Genomic DNA, 23,151 nt, shown 5'->3' with positions numbered 1-23,151 from the left:
AGAATGCGCAGTGATGAGCTACAATGGAAAGAAAGTCCTGGTGACCGGCGCGGACGGATTCATCGGTTCGCATGTCACGGAGGCGCTTGTTCGCAACGGGGCAGATGTCACAGCCCTTGCCCTTTACAATTCCTTTGACAGCCATGGATGGCTAGACGATCTGCCGGACACCATCCGCAGCCAGTTGAGGCTCGTCCGTGGTGACGTCCGCGACAGTGCGTTCCTTAACCGGATCATGCGCGGCCAAGCCGCGGTTTTTCATCTGGCGGCGCTTATTGCGATTCCATACTCCTACGCCGCTGCCCAGTCCTATGTGGAAACCAACATCTTAGGCACGGTGAATGTCCTCGAAGCGGCGCGCCTATGGGAGACGGAGCGGGTGATCCATACCTCGACGAGCGAGGTCTATGGAACTGCCCAAACCATGCCGATCGGCGAAACACACCCCCTGCAGGGACAGTCACCATATTCGGCATCCAAAATCGGCGCCGACATGATGGCGGAGTCCTACGCCAGGTCGTTCGATGTCCCTGTGGTCATCATGCGACCCTTCAACACGTATGGCCCGCGCCAGAGTGAGCGCGCCATCGTGCCGACCATTATCCGGCAAGTCCTCGACCCGAAATGTCCTGCGATCATGGTCGGGGATACCAGCCCGATCCGCGACCTGACCTATGTCGAAGACACCGCGACAGCGTTCCTGACCGCAGGTCTCGCCCAGCTCGAGTTCGGCCACGCGTACAACGCTGGCAGCCAACGCGCTGCGACCGTCTCGGACGTATTGGCCATTGTTCTTGAGTTGACCGATTGCAAAAAGCCGGTCCGTCGTGATGAAAGCCGCCTGAGGCCGCAAAATTCCGAAGTTCGCGCCTTGCTCGCCGATTCCTCGCGCTTTGAACGTGAGACTGGATGGCGGACACAGACCAGCCTGCGCGATGGGCTGGAGCGAACAATCACGTGGTGGCGCGAGCGCCTTAGTGAAGGCCGGGTACGGCGCGAAGTGGGTTACATGACATGACCCTGGGCGGCCGTCATGCGTTGGCGCTGTTGCTGGCTGCCGGTGCCATATCTCCCAACATCTACGTTGCCGGCGGCCGTCAAAGCAAGGCAGCGGAGGCGGCGGCCACAGCGGTTGTGGACAACCTGCCGGGCTATGTGCACGAAACAAGGGATCCTTGGTCTGGCATGGTTTTCGCACGGATCACCAGACCGGGCGTTCTCGGCCGGGCAGGTGTATGCGGGAAGAAGTACTGCACCCACCGTTACTCAAGCGCACAGGCTTGGAATGCCGACCAGAGCCTGCTCCTGATCGCCAATGGTTGCGGTGGCCTGTGCTTTCTCGACGGACAAACCTACTTGCCTTTGTTCCACCGCAACCGCGCTACCGAATGCGAATGGCATCCCACTGATCCCGAGTTGATGATCTGCGTCGGGGGCCGGCAGATTGCGACATGGGCGCCACGTACCGATCATGAGGACGTCGTGTTTGCCTCCGCAGCGTACTCCAACCTCAAATTTGGACCCAACAAAGGCAATCCGAGCCGCGACGGCAGCCGGATTGCGGTGCGTGCAACGAACAATGACGGCAGAGCGGTGGTCTTTGGCTACGATCTAAAGCTACGGCAGAAATTCCCCGATATCGATCTTGCCGAATTCCCGGGAACAACCGGCTCCTGCTCGATCTCACCACTCGGAATCAACATATTGTGTTCCCAGCAATTACCGGACGGAATCGAAGCGAGTTTCGTCTTCTCCATAGACGGCATATTGCGCCAGAAGTGGATGGAGCACCATCGACCAGGCCATGGCGACATGACGGTCGATTCCGACGGAAGCGAAATCTATGTCGGGATCAGCAAATCGGATCCTGACAAATATCAGGTGATCAAGCGCCGCTTGGCTGATGGCAAGGCTACCTCGCTGATGAAATATGGCGAGGCCATGCATGCGTCACTCAGGTCGCTCGGCAGGCCCGGCTGGGTGTTTCTGAGTTATGGCGGCGCGCCAGCCGAACTATCGCAGCACCCGGATTGGGCGCCTTACGCTCAGCAAGTCATTGCGCTGTGTCTAGACGGCAGTGGAGAGGTCCGCCGTGTCGCAGACACGCACAACGCGCCCTTCGACTACTGGAGCGAGACGCATGCCTCTCCGTCTCCAGACGGCACCCAGGTGGTCTGGTCCAGCAACTGGGGCGTGCCCGGTGGCCCGGTATACGATTTCGTTACTCGTGTTGAATGGCCTTTGAAGCCGGTGTTCGACCGGAAGGAGATTGTCGCAAATGACCTTCAGTAGACGATACGTTCTTGGCGCAGTCGTGATGATGTCGCTAACCTCGATGGCTTGCGCAGGCGAGGTCGAGCCCTATCAACTCTCACCTGGCGATACGGTCGAGATAGGAATAGCGCCGATCCCTGATCGGACGCAGCGCGCCGTAGTCCAGATGGATGGCAATATCGCCCTTCCGGAGGCGGGGATGATCATGGTCGCAGGCCTGACGGCGTCTCAATTGCAAAGGCGAATGCAAGAGCTCTTGCCAAGCAAGATTTTTCACGTGCGTCTGACTGACGGGCGGGAGCAGACAGTTACTGTCGAGCCCGACGATGTCACAGCAATCATAGCGGACTATCGCCCGATCTATGTAACGGGCGATGTGCTCACCCCAGGACAACAGGCCTACCGTCCGCTCATGACTGTACGGCAGGCGCTGGCCGTTTCCGGCGGCTTCAGTCTTTTGCGATCACGGGCAGGCCAGGCCGGGCCTGATCCGGTTGATCTCAAGCGCGATTACGAAATGCTCTGGGGAGATTACACGAAAGAATACCTTCACGCCGCCCGCATTCGCGCCGAGCTTCAGGGCCAGGCGGATTTCGACAAGAAGACACCACAGGGATCACCTCTTTCGCCGAGCGTTGTAGCCGCGATGGCACAGGCTGAAGCAGAGGCGCTGAAGGTTGCGCTGAGTGATTTCCGGCAGGAACAGGATTTTCTGGAGAAGGGCCGGACGGACGCTGCCGAGCAAATTGACGTTTTGCAGAAACGCGAGCAAGTCGAGGGCGAGAGCGTGAAGGCGGATGAGCAAGATTTGGCGCGAGTGACGAAGGCATTCGATGCAGGCAATCTGACCAACACCCGGCTCGCGGATGTCAGGCGCGCGTTGCTTCTGTCTTCAAGCGGCGCGCTTCAAACCTCGGTCGAGCTGATGAGGGCGCGGCGCCAGCAGGAGGACTTTGTCAGACAGCACGAACGCAACGACAATCAAAGAAGGATTGGCTTGCTGACGGATCTGAAGGACACCAACGCTCGGCTAGCGGATGTCACCGCCAGGCTCCATGCCGCCAGCGAGAAGCTGCAGCCGACTGGAGCATCCACACAGCCATTGCCGATTGCCGGCGAAACGGTACGGGCCCAGGTGACCATCGTGCGCAAGATCGGCAATGAATGGCGCAAGCTGTTGGTTGACGAAGATGCGATTGTGCTGCCGGGGGATACTGTCGAAGCCAGATTCAGCAGTGAACTGCAAAGTGTGGCGGTCCAATAGGGCGTCAGCCGCAGTCCGTGCGGAGCTTACTGTTCTATCGGGGGGGGCGAACCCAACTGAACGGAGATCCAAGGTGAGGCGCATTTTCAACCAGGGAGCGACCCTGACACCCTCAACGAACGCGGATCAGATGACGCAGTCTGCAAGTTATGCTTCCCATATGCCGTCAGCGCGAATTGTGCGGTCCAGGTCGCGCGCCGGTGAGTCCGGAAATTGGCAGGAATTTACGTCCAGCAAGGAGAGCAATGCGCAGGGCGGCTGGGTGTCGGACGGCTATAGGACCAGCCATTGCGCGCCCGGCTACGGCCTACATTACAACAAAACGCACAGTTCCGGCTATTATGGCGCGCTTTGGGAGAACATCGAAAAGCCCCTGATCCTCAACGTTCTTCGCCCCTTGAGCGGAGCGAGCCGAAACTGCCTCGATTTCGCATGCGGAACAGGTCGCATCGCCGAGGTAGCCGCCGGCCTCTTCAGCGAGGTGGTTGGCGCCGACGTTTCCAGAACTATGCTCGACAGCGCTCAAGTACCGCCCAATGTGAGTTTGCGTCACGTCGACCTGACAAGGGAGAATTTGGGTATGACGTTCGATGTGGTAACCGCATTTCGTTTTTTCCTGAACGCAGAGGATGAACTGAAATGGCATGCACTGAAAGCGATCAATGAGCACCTGAAAGATGGCGGGCGGCTTGTGTGCAACGTTCACATGAATGCGACGTCGCCCGTCGGCCTGGCGTGCCGGCTGCTCAATCGAGTGTCTGGACGCACAATTCGCCACACGCTGAGCGCGGCGAGGTTCAAGGCCCTCCTGACTGCCTCGGGATTCACCGTCGAGCAGACGATACCGTACGGTTACCTGCCTCGGCCGGGAAACCTGTTGCCAGGGTTCTGTGAAATGATGATGCAGCCTGTCGAGAAGGCCTGCAGAAGGCTTTGCGTTCCTGGCCAGCTGGCGCAACACTTCCTGGTTGTTGCGAGGAAGCGCTAAAGCGCGAAAATGTCCCGAAAAAAGGGCAGGGGGTGGTTTTCTTGGGCCGCTCCGCTCGGCATGAAGCCCCGCCCAAATACCATGGAACGGCAGTTTTCCCCCGATTTGACATGTGGGTTCCGGGTTTCTGAGGGCAGCGCCACGATTTTGCTACATTTTGACTAAAGTCCAAGCATGTTAGTGGGGCGTAATATTAGAAGGCTAAGGGGATACGCTCCTGAACAGCAAGAGATTGTCGGTGCCCAGTGGGGCCAGTGAGCTTGCGCAACGATCTCTCACGGGAGGTCGAAGCCTATGAACCCTGGTGGAAGGAGTTCGTCGGATCTGCGAGGCGCAATGCTTGGGACCGTGCCTGGCCTGGTAGGCGTCGGCATCTTCTCGGCAGTCATAAACCTTCTCGCCCTGACCGGCTCGGTCTATATGCTGCAAATTTACGATCGCGTTTTACCTTCGCAGAGCGTTCCGACGCTTGTCGGGTTCACCATCGGAATGCTGGGTCTTTACGCTGTCTACGGGCTGCTGGATTTCGTGCGGCTGCGCCTGCTGGTTCGAGTGGGCAATCGTGTCCATAGGAATTTGAAGCAGAGGGTGTTCGGCCTCTCGCTGTCCTTGCCGCTCATCGGCGGGCAGGATGCGAACCGGATACAGCCCCTCCGTGATCTCGATCAGTTACGCGGCTTCCTTTCCGGAATGGGGCCGACTGTTATATTCGACGCTCCGTGGATTCCATTTTACCTGCTGATCATCTATTTCCTGCATCCTGCGCTCGGTCTGTTGTCCACAAGCGGTGCGATCATTGTCGTGCTGCTCACGGTCATGGCGGAAGTTCTTGGCCGCACATCGGTGACACGCGCGTCCGAGACGCTGGTGTCGCAACGCAATCTCGCCGAATCCGGACGCCGCAACGCGGAAGTCGTACGCGCGATGGGCCTTTCCGCACGGCTTGCCCACCGCTGGGGCGAGATCAATAACGCATATCTGCGGCACCAAGAGAGGCTTTCCGACGTCGTCGGCGCCACCGGGGCACTCTCTAGGGCACTGCGTTTGGCCTTGCAGTCCTGCGTTCTTGGACTGGGTGCCTACCTGGTGATAGGAGGCGAAGCCTCGCCAGGTGTGATCATCGCATCCTCCATCTTGCTGGGTCGCTCATTGGCTCCTGTTGACGCCGCTATCGCGAACTGGCGAGGCTTCGCCGCGTTCCGGCAAAGCTATTCGCAACTGGCAACGGCGCTGGCCGCTTTTCCTGACCGGGACGAACATATGGAACTTCCGCGCCCCCAAGCGGAGCTTGCGGTCGAGGACCTGACCATAGCGCCACCGGGCCAGCAAAAACCGACGGTAGCCAATGTCAACTTCCGCCTGGCTGCAGGGACGGGAATGGCCGTTGTCGGCCCGAGCGGCTCTGGCAAAAGCACGCTTGTGCGCGCGCTGGTGGGCGTCTGGCAGCCACTTCGCGGCACGGTGAGGCTGGACGACGCCTCGCTTGACCAATGGGACCAAGAACACCTTGGCGCACATATTGGCTACCTGCCCCAGGACGTCGAACTGTTTGATGGAACGGTTGCCGATAACATTTCGCGATTTGGCGGGAAGGGCGACGCCAAGGGCGTGCTGGCAGCTGCCAAGGCAGCGGGCGTCGACAAAATGATAATGCGATTGCCGAACGGTTTTCAAACACGCATGGGCGAGGGAGGAACAGCCTTGTCGGCTGGACAGCGGCAACTCGTAGGGCTTGCAAGGGCACTTTACGGCGATCCGTTTCTTGTCGTTCTGGACGAGCCGAATTCAAATCTGGACGTCGATGGCGATACCGCCTTGGCCGGCGCGATCCTGGCAGTGCGCAGACGTGGAGGCATCGTCATCGTAGTTGCGCACCGTCCTTCTGCCCTTACCAACATCGACAGGGTACTCGTAATGTCCAATGGGATGCTTCACGCCTTCGGCTCACGCGAGGAGGTCCTGGCCAACGTCATCCGCCCCTTTGCTGCGCCGGTTGAACGCCCGGCAGCGGCCGTCGCGATGCACAAAGGGGTGAGCGGTCACGCATGAGGAATATTTTTTTGTCTGAGGCGACGATGGCTCCATCGGCCCCGATCGGCAATGGGAGCCGGCGCAACGCGATTTCGGGCACGCGCGATGGAATCGGGGCCAACCTGATCCTGGGTGCGGCGGTCACGGTTATGTTGCTTGCCGGCGGCGGGCTCTGGCTCGGTCTGACCAAGATTGCTGGCGCGGTAATTGCGCCGGCGACCGTGGTGGTCGAGAGCAACATAAAGAAGGTGCAGCATCTGACGGGCGGCACGATAGGTGGCATCTTCGCGCAAGACGGGGATCATGTACGGGCCGGCGATGTGATGGCACGGTTGGACGACACACTGACACGAGCCAATCTGCAGATAATTAGCAAGGATCTTGATCGGGCAACGGTTCGGCTTGTGCGGCTGGAGGCAGAGCGGCAAGGCCTGTCGGAGATGCAGCTTCCGTTCAGCCTTCAAGCGCGAATGGGCGAGCCGGAGCTGGCTGCGCTGGTGAACGGCGAGCGCACGCTGTTCGACAGCCGCGCTACGGCCCTCAACGGGCAGAAGGCACAATTGCAAAGCCGCTCAAAGCAACTCGAACGCCAAGTTGAGGGCCTCAAGGCGCAACAGACCGCGGAAGAACAATCCGTGGTCCTGCTGGATGGCGATCTTGTCGATGTACAGGCGCTTTTTACAAAGAAACTGGTGTCCAAAGAGCGACTTAGCAACATCAGACTGGATGCCACCCGGGCGCACGGAGAATCAGGGCGCCTCGCGGCGGCAGTTGCCGAGGCGCAGGCCCGGATCAGCGAGACCGAATTGCAGATTCTTCAGCTCGATGAACAAAGGCGTAGTGACGTAACGAGCGAACTTCGTGAAACGGAAGCCAAGCAAACCGAACTCAGCGAGCGCAAGGTTGTGGCACAGGACGAACTGGCCAAAACCACCATCCGCGCGCCGCAATCGGGAACCGTACAGGAATCTTCCATTCACACGATCGGCGGCGTGATTGCCGCGGGCGAGGTTCTCATGATGATTGTCCCTGACACCGGCAACCTTGTCGTCGACGCGCTGATTGCGCCGTCGCGCATAGATGACGTTCGTCCAGGTCAGCGGGTCTCGATCCGGTTTCCGGCTTTCGACGCCGGCACTACGCCTGCCTGCCAAGGGTCTGTCAAGCGCATCTCGGCGGACCTGATAAAAGATCAACAGCGCCAGCTTTCTTATTTCTCGGCGCGCATCAATGTCGAAGACAAGTCCACCTGTCTGACCGATGCCAAAGTGCTCAAACCCGGTATGCCAGCGGAGGTTCACATAAGTACGGACGAACACAGCGTCTGGTCTTATCTGCTGAAGCCGCTTACCGACCAGATGTCGAGGGCTTTCAGGGAATGACATGGCGGCTGTGAGCGGTCGACCGCGGGAACACGGCAGGCGTGCTTGCTGACATATTAGGGTAGGCGACGTGATGCCACAGGGGTGACGCCTGCGGCCGACGCGCGAGGCTCGTCTGGGACATTGTCCCGGCTACAAGGATGCCCCAACAGGATTTTCCTGGCCGCCTCACCAAGTCCTGCCCCGACAACAGCGTTAGTGTCCTGTCATCTTTTGCGCAACAAACAGCGCATACCGTTCCACGATCATCGACATGGGCAATTGCCTCACGAGGAGAGGTTCTTTGCTCCTACGACGCGGCGAGGGCCCTGCGGCGGACACGGCGTGCGGCATGCACCGTTCGGTCTGCAGTCACCGCTACATTTGCCACGTCAGATGTATGCGGCAAGGCGTTCGCGCTTCCATGCGACCTCTTGTAGGGCAGCAATTCCCTGACCCGAGCATTGACCGAGGCAATCTCGACCCGCAAGTCCTCGCATTCCTGCCGTCTCACATCGAGTTCAATCTGATCGGACGCCTGCTGCATGGACAGCTGTGCAAAATCTGCGGCGATCTTGGAAAGGTTCACCTTGTTGGTTTCGGCCTCCTCGGTGAGTGCGGCCAACCTTTCGTCGGTCACCTGTTTTTCGGCCAGGGCGTCGCTCCATTGTAGCTGGAGCCTGGCGATCTCGGCCGCGGCCTCGTTGTTTGCGTTTGAGGCGAGTTCGAAGCGCGATTGGAGACTTTGAATTTCTGAGCGCAATCCTCGGTTCTCAGCCTGGCAGCGTTTAAGCTCGCCATCCATGTCCGCCTGCATAATCCTGGCTGCTTCGGTCACCTCCCATAGCTTCGCCTGCGCAACCTCGAGTGAGGTGTGCAATTTGATTGCCTCTTTTTCGCTCTTGCCGAGCGCACTCAGCATTTCGGAATTTCGCGCAGCTTCGTTGGCATGGATCGTGGAGAAGGCATCCAGCCTATGCCGTGCCTCTTCCTCCCGCTTCATGGCCTTTTCCAGGTCAATAGACAGGCTCACATTCTTTTCACGCAGCTGTTTGTTCTCTCGGGAGCGCCTGTCGGCCTCGACATTTGCGGCGGCAAGCATGTTCGTGAGGTCGCCAAATTCCGCTTCGTTCTTTGTGGTGGTGTTCGCCGCTTCGACCAGCTCCAGCCTTGCCGCGGCCAACGCGCCACGGAGCACTTCACACTCCTGAACAAGGCTTGCCTGGCGCTGCTGCAATGTCTCGACGGTGCCTTGACGCTCACAGTACCGTCTGTTCAGGTCATTGAGTGTTTCCGACAAGTTCCTTTGATCTGCGATCAGATTTTGATTCGCCAACTCCAGTTCGTTGGCACGGAGAATGTCCGCGTGAAGGATGTGAAAAAACTCGGACGTCAGTTGACATGTGCTTGTAATTTCGGAGATTTTTGCGTTGATCTCCTCGAAATGGAGCTTGGCATCGTGGAACAAGCCGTTAAACGAGCTCACGGCAGCAATTCGGCTCTGCGTATGTGAGGTCATCCGATGCGCTGGTATCGGCGAGCTATCATCGTCGTCGCCGGCACCGTCCTCGCTTGGTACGCTGTCATCCTGTTCGTTGTTTTCGCCTGCCATGTTTGGCACGTCGGCGACATCCTCCAAATCGAGGCACTGGTCGACAGCGTTAGCCAAGTCAGCTTCGAGATCGTCGAACGACCTCTCCACATTGTCCTCGGCGCGTCTGATCAAATCCCTGAACTTCATGACTTCATCCCCTGCAGCCGCATGCCCGGACCATTGAGGCACGAGGACTGAGATGCTTTTGTATCGAGAGCTCAACTCAGCGTCTTCGTTCAATCAAACGATGCCAGGGCGCCGGCGCCGCGAGGAGCCGAGAGCTGCGATCGGAAGGCCCTACATCGGTCTAGGTGCCTGCTGACTTATTCTTGAGGACTGCGCGGCTCCCCTTCTTGCCATCGTCTTGGCGTCAATGGTGTGTTGCCTGGGCACATTAACAACTCAGGTGCAGAAGCCCCGACGAACGGCCCGGCACAGCCTCTTGTGGGGCGCATCAGGCGGCCGGGCCTAACCGGCGGTTGAGTGTTTTGGTTTGCCGGCTGACTCACCATGCGACATTGGCGAGGCAAGCGCATCATTCGAACGAATTGGGGACCGGCCGCCTGGCCGCTCAATCGCACTAAGCTTCCGTTGCCGGAGCTGGCGACGAGGTGCTTTGCCTTGAGCCTTGGTATCTACATACGAAGCGGCAATACGCGCCGATGGAGCAGTGGTCCGACCCGTCAAACTATCGCTGCAAAATGCGCGGCGGAAGGCATCCGAGGATATTCTCCGTTCAGCGGTAGGAGATCGAACGCGGGCGATCTTGCTGAACTCCCCAAACAATCCCGGCGGATATGTGTTCGGCAAGGAGGATCTGGAAACCATTGCCACATTTGCCGAGCGGCACAATCTATGGATCATCAGCGATGAGGTTTACCGCAGCACAGTGTTCGACGGCGACTTCCTCTCAATAGCATTCAGTCCCGGAATGAGAGAGCGGACGATAATTGTGAACAGCCTGTCGAAGTCTCATGCAATGACCGGCTGGAGGCTAGGGTGGACGCTTGGGCCGGTCTCGGCATCAGTTCATCTGGAAAATCTTGCGCAATGCATGCTCTTCGGATCGCCGACCGTATTCAGGATGCCGCAGCGGTGACTCTCGATGAGGCGGTGACGCAGAGATGCGTTTCTTTTCGGACGCCCTTCTGCCGTTGATGTTGACCAATGCTGTGCGGATGTTCGCCGGGGATATGCGTGAACCTTATCGTCCGCTGCGGCGCTCAATTTGCTTGGGGTTCTTGGAACCGTTCCGAACTTTCTCCTTGCGCCTCCGATCGAGTTGCGCGTGCTCATGCGGGGCGCTGAGGTGTCTCGATCCGCAGTGGCGCGGCCATTATGCGACGATCAGCTTAGTTGAAATTTGTCCCCAGCGGACGGGAACGACGCTTGGCCATGTTAGTTGATGTGAATGGAGCAGCTAAGAAAAGATCTGGCATTGCTTACGCGACCCGGCTTCTGGATAGCTTTCGGCATTTTGTTGCTGCTTTACGGGATTCAGGTCTTTTTTCTAATTCGGGCATGCCAATGCCTTTAGCCTGGAACATCGATACCCCTAGCTGGAACGCGGTCTGTCCATCTCCCGGCGGCTGCGCCGATAGCGTTGATCAACGATATATTCATTTATAAGCCTGCTATTCCCGGGGATGCCGAGGTTGGCAGCGCCTGCATCGTTGACTACGCACGTGGCGCTCCCCTCAAGGTAGGTGGTTACCATTCTCGCGCAGCCGGTGAGCATTGGAGCCCGCACTGTGTTGGACGTGCGCTCATGCGTCGGGAAATTTCTTATAGACAGGGGAGGGTCTGTCAGGCTGGAAAATCACAAGCTGCCCCGCGAATGAGGAAGCAAAAAAGGTGCAAGACCAGATCGATTTCTTCCAGGCAACTCGGTCCTCGCATCATCGCCGATCAGCGGCCGTACCGTCGAGAACCAAAATGCGCACGATCTCAGCCGGTCGGCTTCGACCAAAACATGCGGACTACCGGACGGGGACAGTCGGTGCCGCGTCCCATCCTGTGGCCGGCGCTATGCTGACGCTCCTACGGTATCCCGTTCACCGCCCGCGCAGGAGGGCGAATTTCCTCCGTCCTGCGCGCGACAACCGTCCACTGTTGCGGCCGCACGCAGGACTGCGGCTTATACGCCGTTCTTCCTTTGAGCGGCGTCCAGTTCGCAGGGCTAAATCACCATTGGTATGCAGACGAGCCTCTCGGCGTCTGGACAGAGATCAATTGCGCTTTGCACCAGGGTTCCTGGATCGTAAGCTCCAAACACGCTGCAGTCGCCTGATATGGTCCACTACGTTGGCCGGCTCATACGGCTTCGCAAGGTGCGGGCCTTCCTGACAAAGGTCGCCCGCCGCGATCGCAGTTCGTTCTACTGCGGCGGAAAGCACTATTTTGACCTCGGGCTTGTTCTCGCGAACCCACTTCGACAGTTGGAACCCGTTCATGTTGCCCGGCAGGTCAACGTCACACAAGACGGTGTCGACACCGAACTCCGCATAGTTCAACGCTTGTTGCGCCTCACGTGCGAAATGGGCCTCAATCACCCTGTAGCCACAGTGGCGGAGATAGTCCGCGATGACGCATCGGGCGATGACGTCGCCGTCAACCACGAGGATCGTTTGGCTCTGTTGGTTCGGGGCTTCCATTGACGGAGAACGGTCAGCAACCGGCAGGGTTCCACGCATCATGACCTGCGCGGGATGCCGACCGAAGATCGCGGCGAGATCCTGCACGAAATGATCCCTGCCGGCGGGCGCATTCAATTCAGCGGAGCGATGCCGCACTGGTGACGCCGTCTACCACCTGGTCGACGAGACGGGCTAGAAGACATGGTCTCGAAGCTCAAGGGCAGCCCATATCGCAGCGGCAAACGAGCGCTTGGCGCAAGATCAAGTGCTTTGAGGAAAAGGAAATGCAAATCATCGGTGCACAGCGCGAGCGCGGCAAAGCTACCCAGGTGATCATCGCTGAAAAGGGCCTCTATAAAGGCGGCGCACTCGTCAACTTCAGTGCCGATGAGCGGCAAGCGCTTTGGGATCGCGTCCAGGGCAAGGTTGGCGGCCCGGTCCCGAAGGGGCATAAAAAGGACAAGGCCGAGTGGCTGAAGCCCGGACTGGTTGGCTGGGTCAAGACCCTCAAAGGCGAAGAGAAGCTAGGGCACGCAAGGCTGCTGGATTTCCGGGAGGATGATGCAAATGGCCATGCCTAAGAAAGATCAGGAACGCGCCACCTACGCCTGGATGTACGGCGCCCAAGCGCGCAAGGATGGCAAGGAGCGTGAGGCGCCAGCTTACTGGCAGGAACATGCCGATGCGTGGCTGCAGGGCTTTGACGGTGTGGCGATGGCTGGTTTTGGTAAGACCAAGACCGTCAAAGACGAGATGGAAGCCGAGGTCGACGAAGCCGCCGTCGAGCGGCCCGCCGAATAGCCATTTTGCCGTATGCTGTATGGTCGTTTTTGATTGAAGAAAGGGCTTCGTTGGGCCTATAGAGATTGCGTTTACCATTGCCTTTTTTGGGAGGATGCGATGGTTGCAACGCCCATAGAAATCGCTCAAGCCGCTACTGCGACTACGGCCACCTTGCTGAAGTGGCAGAAGTCCATGGAGGAACGCGCCACGTTTCGCCAGAACATGGATCAATCGCGCAGGGCGATCCAAGCCTCACGCGAACTGCTGAAGCGCCTTCGCCAACGTCATCGCGACGAGATGGCGGAAAGTTCGGAAAATGCCGACCCGTCTACTGCGCCGATATCGCAACGCGCCGGCAGCTAGCGGGAGGCGACCAGAGCCGATGTGATGGGGAAAGTTTCACTGGCCGTTCCTTGGGTGGGCAGGCAAGTTAAACTTTGTCAACGAGCGGCCTTTTTCGCGCTCGCGGAAGCGCCACGTTGCTTTCGACCAGGCGCACGTGCTCGGCGTCGACAGTCACCAATGGCCGGAGGCTGACGGTTACCTTGTCCCCGTCGATGCGTGTGACAGGGCCGATCAATTCCATATGCTGGCCAATCACAGCCTTCCAAGTCGAATCGACAACAGAATGCGGGAAGTCGTAGGAGGGGATCGTCACGCTTATGCGATCGGGCGTCACCCGGCCGCGCACAATCGCCGTGACTGCGACCTCGTCGCCAACTTTGATACTTCCCCGAGCCATGCCCAAGACTTTGGAGCAGCCGGCGCCGGCGTCAAGATGAGGGGGAGCTAATAAAACCCCTCCGCGCCGCGATTGTGACGCAGGGCGATCCGATCGCCGCCAGCGACTTAGCAGACCAATTGACGACAGCGGCCGAGAAGCCTGGCATCCCTGCCGACCAAATCAACGGCGAAATCGAAAGCGTCTTCGAACTGCTCTTAGAGGTGATGCGGCGCGAGAGTTGCGCGAGGAGAACCAGCCCGGAGGCTTCTCCGGGGCTGTGCCGGTCCTGTCCCGTTCCAGCGGATGAACTGCGCCTTCTGGCCGGTGACCGTCTCAATCGACTTCAACAGGGGTCCATGGGCCTCAGGTAGAGCTTGGCAGTGCTCCCTGTGGTACGCCAGGAGCGGCCCGGCGATGCTCTTGTGCAGCGCTTCGGCTGCCGCCAGGAAGCGCTCGATTTCAGCCCGGGAAAGCTGTTCGGAAGGTTTGTTCTGGCCATTGGCGCTCTCCATTGAGGGCGTCGCCGCAACGAGGACCATAATTCTACATGCCAGGCCGTCTGACAAGCGCCTCGCCGGCCTTACCCAAAGGAAGACGCAGGGCCACGGCGCCAAGCGGAGCCATCAGGAGCAACCCGCAAAGATGAGCAACGGCAGGCCCGGCGACCTCCTTTGGCACACGGGACAAACAAGAAGGGCGCCGAGCCTTACCGGCGCTGCTTTGTGAGGGAGACGACGCCGGATGATGAGAGTATGCGATCATGCTAGTGTCTGCGAACCATGCGAATGAAGGAAAGCCGCGTGGCAGTGCCAATCAACGACGTTGAGACCAAGGTCGGCGGGTGCGATCAGGTTCGGACCATGATGACGGGCTGGTTGGCCTGCACATGGTGGTGGCTACCGCGCTACCGCCTTGCTTTGCGCCAGCCGGCGGCCCATGCCTCTGCCTCGCTGCACAGCCAGCGCTCGCTGTACTGAAACTGATCGTCGTCTTCCAGTAATGCTCCTGCCCTGGAACGTGATAAATCGCTCATCGGTACTGGTGGAAATGTTGCCCTTGATATCGCAGCTCCCCGCGCCGGCCGTGCGGGTGCCACTCAGCCAGCCAGCTGGGATGAGCCGGTCAGGGAACCATCACCAGCGCCGGCAGATATTGCCGTCGCCACATCCACCGCCCCTTTGCGTTCTTGCGCCAGCGGTCGGCCTGATCCGCACCTTGATGACGCTGGACTTTGCCCACGCCCTCTCCCCCGAGTGCAGAATGCTTCCAAAGCGGTAGCGAGTCCAGACCGGAACATTAGCGCCGTCTAACGGTCATTTCGGCAGTGTTCCGAACCGTGATTGGTAGAGCGTTGGTGGCGTTTCATCTTGTCTATTTTTCCGGCCTGACGGCAGACCAGCTGCTAGGCAGCGCCGTTTCTATGATAGTGTGTTTGCTGCTTTATCACGCTTTCCTGTAGAAAACGCTGACCCTCCGGGCCTACAAACTTACTACATCAATGGATTACGCTTAATTCTTAAAGTTTGAATTGAGCATTATCGGCTAAAGTCTTTCCGCTCGAGCGAAATGGCTTTGGGCCTGTTCGTCAATTTGTCGGTCTTTCGTTGGCGCCTGTCACAGTAGCTCAAGCCTCCCGGTCTCGAAAGAACCTGCAACCATGCGTGCGGTAATCGGCGGCAACCACGTGCAATTAGGCGGGTTCTGAACTCCGTATGGCGAGGACACGTATGAAGACGACTACCTGGGCGCATCCAGATCGTCATCCATAAGAATACGCTCGGCCTCGGATCGCCAAGATCTATGGCCTTCCGCATGCGATGACCGATGCCGGCATTTCCTATGGGTTTCACGGGCTTTCCTATAGCCATATCGCTTCGCAGCTTCGGACCCGCTACGGACCCGCAGCTGGCGGCAAGGTGATCGTCGCCCATCTCGGCAGCGGTGCCAGTCTGTGCGCCATGAATGCTGGAATAAGTGTTGGGTTTTCGACATTGGACGGCCTCGTCATGAGCACGCGTTGCGGCGCGCTCAATCCTGGCGTCACCCTCCATTTGCTGAATGACCGGAAGCTGGAGACGGACGATTGGTCACCCTTCTCTACGAGCAATCCGGCCTGCTCGGAGTGTCAGGGATATCCGGTGATATGCGGACGCTAATCGACTCCGATGATCCTCTTGCCGCCGAAGCAGTCGATCTCTTCGTCTATCGTATCGCACGCGAGATCGGGTCGCTGGCCGCTGCGATAGGCGGACTGGACACGCTGGTGTTCAAGGCAGGCATAGGCCAAAACGCGCCATATATTCGAGAGAGGGCCGGGGCTGTGGCCGCTGGCTTGCGGTTAATATCGACCACAAGCTGAATGGGCGAGGCGACGAGGTCATCAGCCTTGCTGGTTCCGACGTCGACGCGCTTGTGATCCCCACCGATGAAGAGAGAGCCGTGGGGATCCAGCATCTGTGTGCCTCAAGCTTTGTCGCTCGTACCCTGAGCGCCGAACCTGATGCTAATCGCGCGGCGGGTGTCTCGACCTGTCAAGAGTTCGGCGGCAGCAGCATGGTCCGATAGCCGGCCATCAAGGCGATCAAGGTTGCTGCAACCAGCGGCAACCAGAACTTGGTCGGTCCGGCAAATACTGCCAGCGATGCGCGGCGATGCCGTCAGCACCGTCAGGAACCAGACCTCCCACGGGTTGAAACCGCCCATGGGTCAATCGTCCGGTTTGGCAACAAGGGCCAAGATGATCGCTGCCGCAGCCGTGCGGCAAGACATTTGCGGCGGTGTTCCTCCGGCAACGACTTGTTTCAGCTAGTTGTGGAGGTGCGACAATTGAAATCCGGGCTGGCGTTCGACGCCGGATAACAGCGATTCCGCCGATCGGAACATGTCCTCGAATTCCAACTCGTTTTCAAACACCACGCCGCCGACGCTGATGGTCAGCGTGTCCGCGGTTCCTTTTGGCGCGAAATAGGCTTGGGCCACGCGCGCCCGGATACGGTCGCCGATCTCCCTGGCGTCGTCTTCTGTCGCACCGGGCAGAAAGACCCCGAACATGGAGGTTCCGATCCGGCCCACCAGATCTTCCTTGCGTACCGATGACTGGATGGTCGAGGCTATGAGCCGCAAGGCTTCGTCACCCCAGCCAAGGCCGAAGCGCAGATTGATGGACCTGATGTGTTCGGGATGAATGACCAGGAAGGCGCCAGATCTTGGACCAGACGATTCCGGCCTGGTTGCTCTCCTTTCGACCATCGACGTGAAGACTGTCCGGTTGAGGCAGCCTGTCAGGCTGTCAAAGGTCGCCGACTTGTTGAGTTCTCTTCGATAACGGACGAGCTCGGTCCGCTGCAGTCCAATGAACAGGAAAAGTGGGCCACCGACGATGACCGGCAACAGGATCGCTGTGACCATGCTGCGGCCGAAGGGCGTCAAGGCTTCCGAGAACAGAAGCAGATAATTTAGGCCAACCGAGAGGAGCAGAATTCCCGCCGATCCCAGGGCAGTCAGCCATGCGATATCTTTCCATTGCCGGGGCGAGCTATTCGCCATTGGTGTCATCATTAGCCAATCTCCCGCCTGATCGGCTGTCATAAGGCCAAGGTGCTGCACTTTCAGTTTCGAGGAAACATACAATTTTAGTAATGGCGCAATCACCTACCATCGGCCCGAAATCAGCCCTTCAAAAGCAAGGCTACGGCGGCAAAAGCAACGACACCGAATTATCGGCTATTGCGGCGGGCCGAATATCCCCATCTGCGCGTCTCTGGCCACTGCCTCCGCCTTGCCATAGATGCCACTCGCCAGGGCCGTCGCCCAGCCATTGGAAACAAGCCACGCGCCGACATCCTGCTTGCCCAAGCTGCACGGTGCCGCAATGGCAAAACGATCGATTTCCGGCGGCACGACGCATTTCAGCGCCCGGCCGCGCAGCCAGGAATTGAACGTCGCGCGCGCACGCTGGCCGCAAGGCCAGGCGATGCCACGAAAGGAACAGGTCTCATCCAGGTCAATGCCTTGGATCCCGCTGATGGCTACCTTGCGCCCCATCGATTCGAAGGTTGCCGACGAGGTGGCAACCGGTTGGTACAGCAGGACCTCTTTCCAATGCTTTGGCATCCGCATCCCTGCAGGCGAAGCCAGACCAAGGTCGCTGAGCGGCAGGCGCGGCTCGACCCGTTCGATTTGCGCCGGATCAAGCTGTGGCGGCGCGATAAGGTCCTGAGCAATCTTGCGTGCCCGTCCTCGCCATGGCGTATTGGCGACGGTCGCAACTGGTCGCAGTGGCTGGCTATCGTCGATGGATTGACGCGACGCTGGTATCGGCCGATCGATGGGAAGCAGATCGGCGGCCCGGATGATCAACAAGACCCCGGCCAGGAGGAGCAGGCTTCCGAGCGCTATCAAGCGATTGTGCCTCAGCCAGCCCATCAACTCAAGCAAGGTTCCTTGCCCCTCAATACCCCGATGTCGATTTGGCGACCAGCTTGAGTGCGCCTTTTCGAACCTGGTAGAAGGGCATGGATCGCTCACTGGAGCCATCCGCCCGAAACCGGAACAGGCCGGTCGATCCGCGAAATCCGCTCCGATTTTCGAGCACCTGCTTGCTGAAGCCGTCAGGCCCGGCCGAACTTGCAATTCCTGCTGTCAGGGCGACCATATCATAGGCGTAGGCGACATTGGCGTCGGCTGGATAATTGTAGGTCGTCTTGAAGCGGTCGGCGATCGGGCCGGTTTCGGTTGGGTCGAGCGTGGCGATGTAGGAGCCTTCAAACAGCGGCTCCATCGGATGTTCCAGCCAGCGGTTGGTTCCAACGACGGCAATTGCTTTTCCAGGGATGCCTTTCGTTTTGAGCGCCGCAAGGATCTGCGCCGGATTGTCGTCGCCGCTGGCGATGATGATGGCATCGGGAGCCTCGACCAGCGAGCCCATATCATTGACCACTTTGGTGCCGCCATCGCCGGCCGGATACGGAATGGTGACGGCGAGCGTCGCGCCATAGATGCTGAGGCTGTTGGCGACCCGCTTTTCAACCGCGCCGGCATTCGCTCCTGCCGCAACGAGCAACACGAACTTCTTGCTGCCTTTGGCCGCCAGGCCGGCTGCGCCCGCGGCCGCGCTGTCGGCCTCGTTGAGGCGGACCGCATAGACGCCTGGGCCGCCAGCGAAATTGTCGGCCAACGCCAGCACCGGCGGCCGCTTCGATCCCGACAGCTTGGCTATGTGCTGCGCGGCCGCGAGTTCGACCGGGCCGATGACGATCTTGGTTCCAGTGGTGATCGCCTTCACAGCCAATTCGCTGGCGTGCGCGCTGTCGCCCTTGGTGTCCTCGACCGTGACCGTGAGCAGTGCGCTGCCAAGGTCGGCCATTGCCAGCTTGGTCGCATCGAGCATCTTCCGGCCGTTTTCGCCGGCGCTGCCCGGGGCCGACAAAGGCAGCAGCATCGTGACCTTCGTCGACCCGGTGCCGAGCGATTGCGTCGCCTGGGCGGGACCGGCAACGGCGCCGGTGACCGGCGCTCCAGGTGCGGCGATCGCCGCCGGGTCGAGCGCGTCCGAGACGCTGCCTTTCGACTGGCAGCCCGACACTATGCCCGCGAACGCAAAGACGATCGCCCACGTCCACGAACCGTGTCGCTGCCGGCCAGAATCCATGATGCCTCCCTCATATCCCGCCGGGTATTTGTCCCGGTCTCATCCGTTCATCTTACGGCAGACTTGCCTCGCCGTCTTTGCAATTGCTGGATTATGGCTCAGCCGTCGAAAAGTCTTGCCCGGAGCGCCTTGATCATTCTGGCTTGCCCGGCGCTTCGATAGTCCGTGCATTTCATGTATCGCGGGCCCGGCACGAACAGTCGGCGCACACAAATCCGCCTCGCCGGGGCAGGGGCACCATCGTCTCCTGCTGTCGGGAATGCGGAGAATCCGAACGTCGCCACCGGTAGCGGGCCGGCCACCGCAAAACCTTCTCTCGCCAGGATTGCGCGCGCATGCCGGCAGTAGCGGACCGAAAGTTCGGAGAACCGGGTTTCACCGTGCCCGGCGCGATACTTCATGACGGTGGTGCAGAGATCGCCTGCGGCAAGGCTGTTTGCCTGCGCCAGATATCTGACGCCGAGCGCGATGTTGGTCGCAGGGACCGCGAGTTCGTCGAGCGAACCGCGAAAGCCGAGCATTCGCGCCGTCGCCGGCATCACCTGCATCAACCCGACTTCACCATCGGCGCCGTGCACATCGGGATCGAATCCGCTTTCGATCTCCATCACCGCATGCGCCAGCACCGGCTCCAGGCCGTAGAGCGATGCCTGGCACGTCGCGAACGCCTTGAATGTCTCGCGCGTCCATTCCGGAGCGACATCGCAGCGAACCGGCCGCGTCAAGCCGGACGGAGCTTGCTGCTCGAGGGCAGGTCGTTCCAGCCAGTTGGCACGGGCTTCAGGGGCAAAAACGGCCAGTGCGATCGCTCCGGCAATCGCTCTCGACAATCTTCCACGGGCGATCATCGTCAGCCTGTCGGCGCGACTTGATCCCTTTCGGTCAGTTCATGTACTCGACCATGCGGTCGTGGAAGCACTCGCACTTGTTGAGCGTGTCCTCGTCCTTGTAGTTCGTCTTGAGGTAGCCATAGGCCATGCCGCAGGCGACCTTGGCTTCCGACGCCCAGACGAAGGCGGGGCGGGACGAATTGATCCATTCCGAGCTGTTGGCGACGGCCACCGACTCGTCCATCAGCTTGACCACCTGGACCTTGAGATCGACGATGTTGTCGTTCAACACCAGGTTCGATGTGCCGACGGTCCGGCAATAGTCGGCCACCGGCCCGTCGATGATGTCGGCGGCATAGCCCGTCGATCCGACTGCCAGAAACAGCGTCGCAGCGGAAACCAACAGTCTTACGGAACGTTTCATGATGAGATCCCCTCTGTATTCCTAATCTCTAATACATAGCATAGTCGCGTGGCCCCGCACCATGCTCCTAGACCACGTTTGCCGTTGTCGTATGCTGCGTCACTCCGTCATCGTAGAGCAGGGTGATCGTGTTGGCGACGGGTGCGTTCGTCAAGGTGGCCACGTCCACGAAATTGGCGCCGTTGGCCAAACCGTCGGCGTCGACGCTGAGAGTGTTCGTTCCCGCATTGTAGTTCACGAAGTCGCCGACATTGGCCCCTCCGGCGGCTGTATCGAACAGTGAGGTAAGGTCGATGATGTCGCCATGGCCGCCGACACCGCTGTAGTCAGCGATAAGATCTTTGATGTCGAGGTGCTCGAGCTTGAACGTATCGACGCCTATACCACCGGTGAGCGTGTCCTGACCGGAACCGCCGATCAGCAGGTCGTTGCCGTCGCCGCCGAACAATATGTCCGCTCCCGAGCCGCCGTAAAGCGTGTCGTTACCGGAGTTGCCCGACAAGGTATCATCGCCGCGTCCGCCGGAGAGGATATCAGCCTGGAGATTGAGTCCATTGAGGGTGTCGTTACCGTCCTCGCCGAGCAGCGTGGTTTCTGTCGCGGTCGTGGTGTGAGTGTCCACGCCCGAAGTTCCTTGCCAGGTGCTGAGATCGGGCGAAAGGTGTGCCGTCACTGACCCGGCAATTGGGTCGCCGTCACCGTCGGTCGCCGTGACCGGGATCGAGATGTCGAACGGTGTGACGGCGTTGGCGGTCGTGTAGGTGACCGGGCCTAGCTTGAAGTCATTCGAGCCTACATTGGCCGAAATTTCGATTGCGCTGAACGGGTCCGAATTTGCAACCACGGTAAAGGTGTCGCCTTGCGCGAGACCGGTGATCGTCCACGTTCCGTCCCCATTGTTCGTTGCGGTCGGAGTAGCTCCGCCGGAGCCGTTGACGACAGTGACCAAGGCGCCGAGGGCCGTGCTTTCGCCGGTAACATCACCTATGTAGGTGTTATCATAGTCGGCGTTGACCGGGCGGATCGTTATCGAAACCAGGCCCGGTCCCGAGACATTGCCAATCCCCTGTGTATAGCTAGCCACCTCGTAGTGATCCGTATAGTGGGTTCCCGCCCCGATGCCCGCGGGGGTTCCGGCGATGGTGCCGTCGGTGGTTGCATTGCTGACGAAATCGAAGCGGATCTTCTCACCAGGGCTGATGCTGTTTCCGCCATCGACGCCCCAACTGCCTGTGCTGGTGTTCACGAAATTGGGGCTGTTGGCGGTTGCAAGCAGGTCGCTGGTTGAGCCGATGGAGTCCAGGACAATCGCTTGGTTGTTGCCGCCGCTTGGCGAGAAGTTCGCCGTATTGAACTGGTTGCCGGCAAACATCGTCGCGGCCTGGGTGTATGTCCAAGTATCTGTCGCCGGGTTCAGGGTCGCCGTGAAAGCGAGGTCGCTGCCGTTCGCGGCCGAGGTCCGTCCCTCCACAGTATGCGTATCGACGACGTGGAAGAAGACCTGCTCGCCATTCAGGAATATGTTTGTGCTGCCTGATGTGACGGCCGCGCCTTCGGTCACGTTGAACACGACATTGCCAACGCCGTCAGCACCGGCGCTCGCGGCAAAATTGATGCTCTCCGTCAGCACCGTATGCGTGGTGTTTTCCACGAAGATGCCATCCGGCTTGAATGGCAGCGGAACGTCGTCCAGGACCGTCAGATTGACCGATCCGGAAACATGATCACCGCTGGTGTCGGTTGCCACCACCTGAAGCCCGTTGATGGTGACGTTGCCCGAGCCGGCAAGATGCTGGAGCTGGTCGGTCAGTGTCGCGGTAACGACGGGTGTCAACGAACTGTTGGCGCCGGCGCTTGTGTTTGACAGCGCCAGATAGACGAATGCGCCGAGGTTCACGCTGCCGGCCGTTTGTATCAGACTGCCGACGAGTTGGTTGCCGACGAGCGCCCAGCTGATTGTGTATCCAGAGGCTAGGCCAGAAACAGTCGGCGCCACCCAGTTTGGATCGCCGGTCGGGTTGGCGAATGCAACATTAATGGCTTCGCCGGTCGTGGTGAAGGTGATGCCGCTGATTGCTTGCGCCGTCTCGCCGCGACTGCTCGGATTGGTGCCGGTCACGGCCCCAGCTTGGAGATCCGCGGGCGCCGAGGCATCGAGCGTAGTGTCGAGCGCGGCTTCGTTCAATGTCAACGACGCTGTCCCGCCACCCGATGGAACGGTGTTGGTCTGCACATTCAGGGTCACCGTGGCCGTCGAAGTGTCGCCGTCACCGTCTTTGATCGTGTATGTGAAAGAGTCCGAGCCGATATAGATGCCCGTCGGCGTGTAGGTGAACGTTCCATCGTTGTTGTAGGTGACGGTGCCGTGAGCACCGTTGGTGGCGGTCACCTGGCCGCTGACCGGATTGTTGTCGGTGTCGACGCCATCGGCGCCAAACTTGTCATTGGTCAGGAGGCCGGTGAGGACCGTCGCACCGGTGATCGTTGGCCCCCAGGTGTCATTCGTCGCGGTCGGCACGTCGTCGACGATGGTGATGACGAGATTGCCGGCTGGAGCGCTGTCGCCGTCGGCGTCGGTGACGACGACCGCGA

General features: G+C 59.6%; 20 protein-coding genes and 2 pseudogenes. 12 read left to right on the top strand and 10 right to left on the bottom strand.

The genetic code is table 11. The features are described 5' to 3' along the window. Positions 1-13: 13 nt before the first annotated feature. From NKJ80_RS10215 to NKJ80_RS10190, 6 genes are all read left to right on the top strand, one after another. Positions 14-1,018, top strand: coding sequence for an SDR family NAD(P)-dependent oxidoreductase (locus tag NKJ80_RS10215; RefSeq protein ID WP_023681044.1), 1,005 nt, complete (start codon positions 14-16; stop codon positions 1,016-1,018). Continuing rightward, positions 1,015-2,292, top strand: a complete 1,278-nt coding sequence (locus NKJ80_RS10210) for a hypothetical protein (protein WP_023697136.1) — start codon at positions 1,015-1,017, stop codon at positions 2,290-2,292. The genes NKJ80_RS10215 and NKJ80_RS10210 overlap by 4 nt, the downstream gene beginning before the upstream one ends. Continuing rightward, positions 2,279-3,538, top strand: a complete 1,260-nt coding sequence (locus tag NKJ80_RS10205) for a polysaccharide biosynthesis/export family protein (RefSeq protein WP_023697137.1) — start codon at positions 2,279-2,281, stop codon at positions 3,536-3,538. Before NKJ80_RS10210 ends, NKJ80_RS10205 begins: the two co-directional genes overlap by 14 nt. A 73-nt stretch (positions 3,539-3,611) precedes the next feature. Next, the gene (locus NKJ80_RS10200) at positions 3,612-4,526 is read left to right on the top strand and encodes a class I SAM-dependent methyltransferase (RefSeq protein WP_023727376.1); all 915 of its coding nucleotides are present in this window, start codon (positions 3,612-3,614) and stop codon (positions 4,524-4,526) included. 336 nt (positions 4,527-4,862) lie between these two features. Beyond that, the gene (locus NKJ80_RS10195; protein ID WP_023737037.1) at positions 4,863-6,575 is read left to right on the top strand and encodes a type I secretion system permease/ATPase; all 1,713 of its coding nucleotides are present in this window, start codon (positions 4,863-4,865) and stop codon (positions 6,573-6,575) included. A 26-nt stretch (positions 6,576-6,601) separates the two neighbouring features. Next, complete coding sequence (locus NKJ80_RS10190) at positions 6,602-7,939, top strand: HlyD family type I secretion periplasmic adaptor subunit (RefSeq protein ID WP_023701101.1); 1,338 nt, start codon at positions 6,602-6,604, stop codon at positions 7,937-7,939. Between the two features lie 289 nt (positions 7,940-8,228). On the opposite strand, the gene NKJ80_RS10185 is transcribed toward NKJ80_RS10190, so the two are convergent. Next, positions 8,229-9,659, bottom strand: a complete 1,431-nt coding sequence (locus NKJ80_RS10185; RefSeq protein ID WP_023821907.1) for a coiled-coil domain-containing protein — start codon at positions 9,657-9,659, stop codon at positions 8,229-8,231. A 481-nt stretch (positions 9,660-10,140) separates the two neighbouring features. Here NKJ80_RS10185 and NKJ80_RS10180 point away from each other — a divergent pair, with 481 nt between their 5' ends. Continuing rightward, positions 10,141-10,611 (top strand): pyridoxal phosphate-dependent aminotransferase, encoded by a 471-nt coding sequence (locus tag NKJ80_RS10180; RefSeq protein ID WP_352497516.1) that lies wholly within the window; start codon positions 10,141-10,143, stop codon positions 10,609-10,611. Positions 10,612-11,740: 1,129 nt separating this feature from the next. Here the strand turns inward: NKJ80_RS10180 and NKJ80_RS10175 are convergent. Further along, positions 11,741-12,253, bottom strand: a complete 513-nt coding sequence (locus NKJ80_RS10175) for a response regulator (RefSeq protein ID WP_023753040.1) — start codon at positions 12,251-12,253, stop codon at positions 11,741-11,743. A gap of 179 nt (positions 12,254-12,432) precedes the next feature. On the opposite strand from NKJ80_RS10175, the gene NKJ80_RS10170 reads away from it, so the two are divergent. The 4 genes from NKJ80_RS10170 to NKJ80_RS10155 all read left to right on the top strand — a co-directional run bounded on the left by NKJ80_RS10170 (position 12,433) and on the right by NKJ80_RS10155 (position 14,632). Continuing rightward, complete coding sequence (locus tag NKJ80_RS10170) at positions 12,433-12,729, top strand: ATP-dependent DNA ligase (protein ID WP_023701099.1); 297 nt, start codon at positions 12,433-12,435, stop codon at positions 12,727-12,729. After that, complete coding sequence (locus NKJ80_RS10165) at positions 12,716-12,949, top strand: hypothetical protein (RefSeq protein ID WP_352497515.1); 234 nt, start codon at positions 12,716-12,718, stop codon at positions 12,947-12,949. Before NKJ80_RS10170 ends, NKJ80_RS10165 begins: the two co-directional genes overlap by 14 nt. Positions 12,950-13,048: 99 nt before the next feature. Then, a complete protein-coding gene (locus NKJ80_RS10160; protein ID WP_352497514.1) occupies positions 13,049-13,294 on the top strand; it encodes a hypothetical protein in 246 nt (81 codons plus the stop codon). A 1,146-nt stretch (positions 13,295-14,440) separates the two neighbouring features. Further along, positions 14,441-14,632 (top strand): hypothetical protein, encoded by a 192-nt coding sequence (locus NKJ80_RS10155; RefSeq protein WP_023733238.1) that lies wholly within the window; start codon positions 14,441-14,443, stop codon positions 14,630-14,632. Here the strand turns inward: NKJ80_RS10155 and NKJ80_RS10150 are convergent. After that, positions 14,560-14,894 (bottom strand): annotated as a pseudogene (locus NKJ80_RS10150) (sunset domain-containing protein). The gene NKJ80_RS10155 and the pseudogene NKJ80_RS10150 sit on opposite strands and share 73 nt — an antisense overlap. 578 nt (positions 14,895-15,472) lie before the next feature. Here NKJ80_RS10150 and NKJ80_RS10145 point away from each other — a divergent pair. Beyond that, positions 15,473-16,014, top strand: a pseudogene (locus NKJ80_RS10145) (hypothetical protein). Positions 16,015-16,118: 104 nt separating this feature from the next. Here the strand turns inward: NKJ80_RS10145 and NKJ80_RS10140 are convergent. From NKJ80_RS10140 to NKJ80_RS10110, 7 genes are all read right to left on the bottom strand, one after another. After that, positions 16,119-16,358, bottom strand: a complete 240-nt coding sequence (locus NKJ80_RS10140) for a hypothetical protein (RefSeq protein ID WP_352497624.1) — start codon at positions 16,356-16,358, stop codon at positions 16,119-16,121. Between the two features lie 102 nt (positions 16,359-16,460). Beyond that, on the bottom strand, positions 16,461-17,213 hold the full coding sequence (locus tag NKJ80_RS10135) for a GGDEF domain-containing protein (protein ID WP_023687765.1): 753 nt from the start codon (positions 17,211-17,213) through the stop codon (positions 16,461-16,463). A gap of 165 nt (positions 17,214-17,378) precedes the next feature. Continuing rightward, a complete protein-coding gene (locus NKJ80_RS10130; RefSeq protein WP_352497513.1) occupies positions 17,379-18,092 on the bottom strand; it encodes a thermonuclease family protein in 714 nt (237 codons plus the stop codon). Positions 18,093-18,105: 13 nt separating this feature from the next. Then, on the bottom strand, positions 18,106-19,305 hold the full coding sequence (locus NKJ80_RS10125; RefSeq protein WP_352497512.1) for an ABC transporter substrate-binding protein: 1,200 nt from the start codon (positions 19,303-19,305) through the stop codon (positions 18,106-18,108). Positions 19,306-19,403: 98 nt separating this feature from the next. Then, positions 19,404-20,153 carry a lytic transglycosylase domain-containing protein gene (locus tag NKJ80_RS10120; protein WP_352497511.1) on the bottom strand — a complete coding sequence of 250 codons (750 nt, stop codon included), beginning with the start codon at positions 20,151-20,153 and terminating at the stop codon, positions 19,404-19,406. Between the two features lie 34 nt (positions 20,154-20,187). Further along, positions 20,188-20,559: a hypothetical protein gene (locus tag NKJ80_RS10115; protein WP_023704351.1), complete on the bottom strand. Its 372-nt coding sequence runs from the start codon at positions 20,557-20,559 to the stop codon at positions 20,188-20,190. Positions 20,560-20,626: 67 nt separating this feature from the next. Continuing rightward, positions 20,627-23,151, bottom strand: a 2,525-nt coding sequence (locus NKJ80_RS10110) for a beta strand repeat-containing protein (protein ID WP_352497510.1), incomplete at its 5' end; no start/stop codon positions are given.

It is taken from the genome of Mesorhizobium sp. M0030 (genome assembly GCF_040323695.1).
GTDB lineage: Bacteria > Pseudomonadota > Alphaproteobacteria > Rhizobiales > Rhizobiaceae > Mesorhizobium.
The sequence above is the reverse complement of the archived record's forward strand: the minus strand, read 5'-3'. Positions and strand labels throughout refer to the sequence as shown.

Coding starts and splice junctions, on each gene's coding strand:
- NKJ80_RS10215 (WP_023681044.1), top strand. CDS start 14: ATGAGCTACAATGGAAAGAAAGTCCTGGTGACCGGCGCGGACGGATTC.
- NKJ80_RS10210 (WP_023697136.1), top strand. CDS start 1,015: ATGACCCTGGGCGGCCGTCATGCGTTGGCGCTGTTGCTGGCTGCCGGT.
- NKJ80_RS10205 (WP_023697137.1), top strand. CDS start 2,279: ATGACCTTCAGTAGACGATACGTTCTTGGCGCAGTCGTGATGATGTCG.
- NKJ80_RS10195 (WP_023737037.1), top strand. CDS start 4,863: ATGCTTGGGACCGTGCCTGGCCTGGTAGGCGTCGGCATCTTCTCGGCA.
- NKJ80_RS10190 (WP_023701101.1), top strand. CDS start 6,602: ATGGCTCCATCGGCCCCGATCGGCAATGGGAGCCGGCGCAACGCGATT.
- NKJ80_RS10185 (WP_023821907.1), bottom strand. CDS start 9,659: ATGAAGTTCAGGGATTTGATCAGACGCGCCGAGGACAATGTGGAGAGG.
- NKJ80_RS10170 (WP_023701099.1), top strand. CDS start 12,433: ATGCAAATCATCGGTGCACAGCGCGAGCGCGGCAAAGCTACCCAGGTG.
- NKJ80_RS10165 (WP_352497515.1), top strand. CDS start 12,716: ATGGCCATGCCTAAGAAAGATCAGGAACGCGCCACCTACGCCTGGATG.
- NKJ80_RS10160 (WP_352497514.1), top strand. CDS start 13,049: ATGGTTGCAACGCCCATAGAAATCGCTCAAGCCGCTACTGCGACTACG.
- NKJ80_RS10155 (WP_023733238.1), top strand. CDS start 14,441: ATGAAGGAAAGCCGCGTGGCAGTGCCAATCAACGACGTTGAGACCAAG.
- NKJ80_RS10140 (WP_352497624.1), bottom strand. CDS start 16,358: ATGGGCGGTTTCAACCCGTGGGAGGTCTGGTTCCTGACGGTGCTGACG.
- NKJ80_RS10135 (WP_023687765.1), bottom strand. CDS start 17,213: ATGATGACACCAATGGCGAATAGCTCGCCCCGGCAATGGAAAGATATC.
- NKJ80_RS10125 (WP_352497512.1), bottom strand. CDS start 19,305: ATGGATTCTGGCCGGCAGCGACACGGTTCGTGGACGTGGGCGATCGTC.
- NKJ80_RS10120 (WP_352497511.1), bottom strand. CDS start 20,153: ATGATCGCCCGTGGAAGATTGTCGAGAGCGATTGCCGGAGCGATCGCA.
- NKJ80_RS10115 (WP_023704351.1), bottom strand. CDS start 20,559: ATGAAACGTTCCGTAAGACTGTTGGTTTCCGCTGCGACGCTGTTTCTG.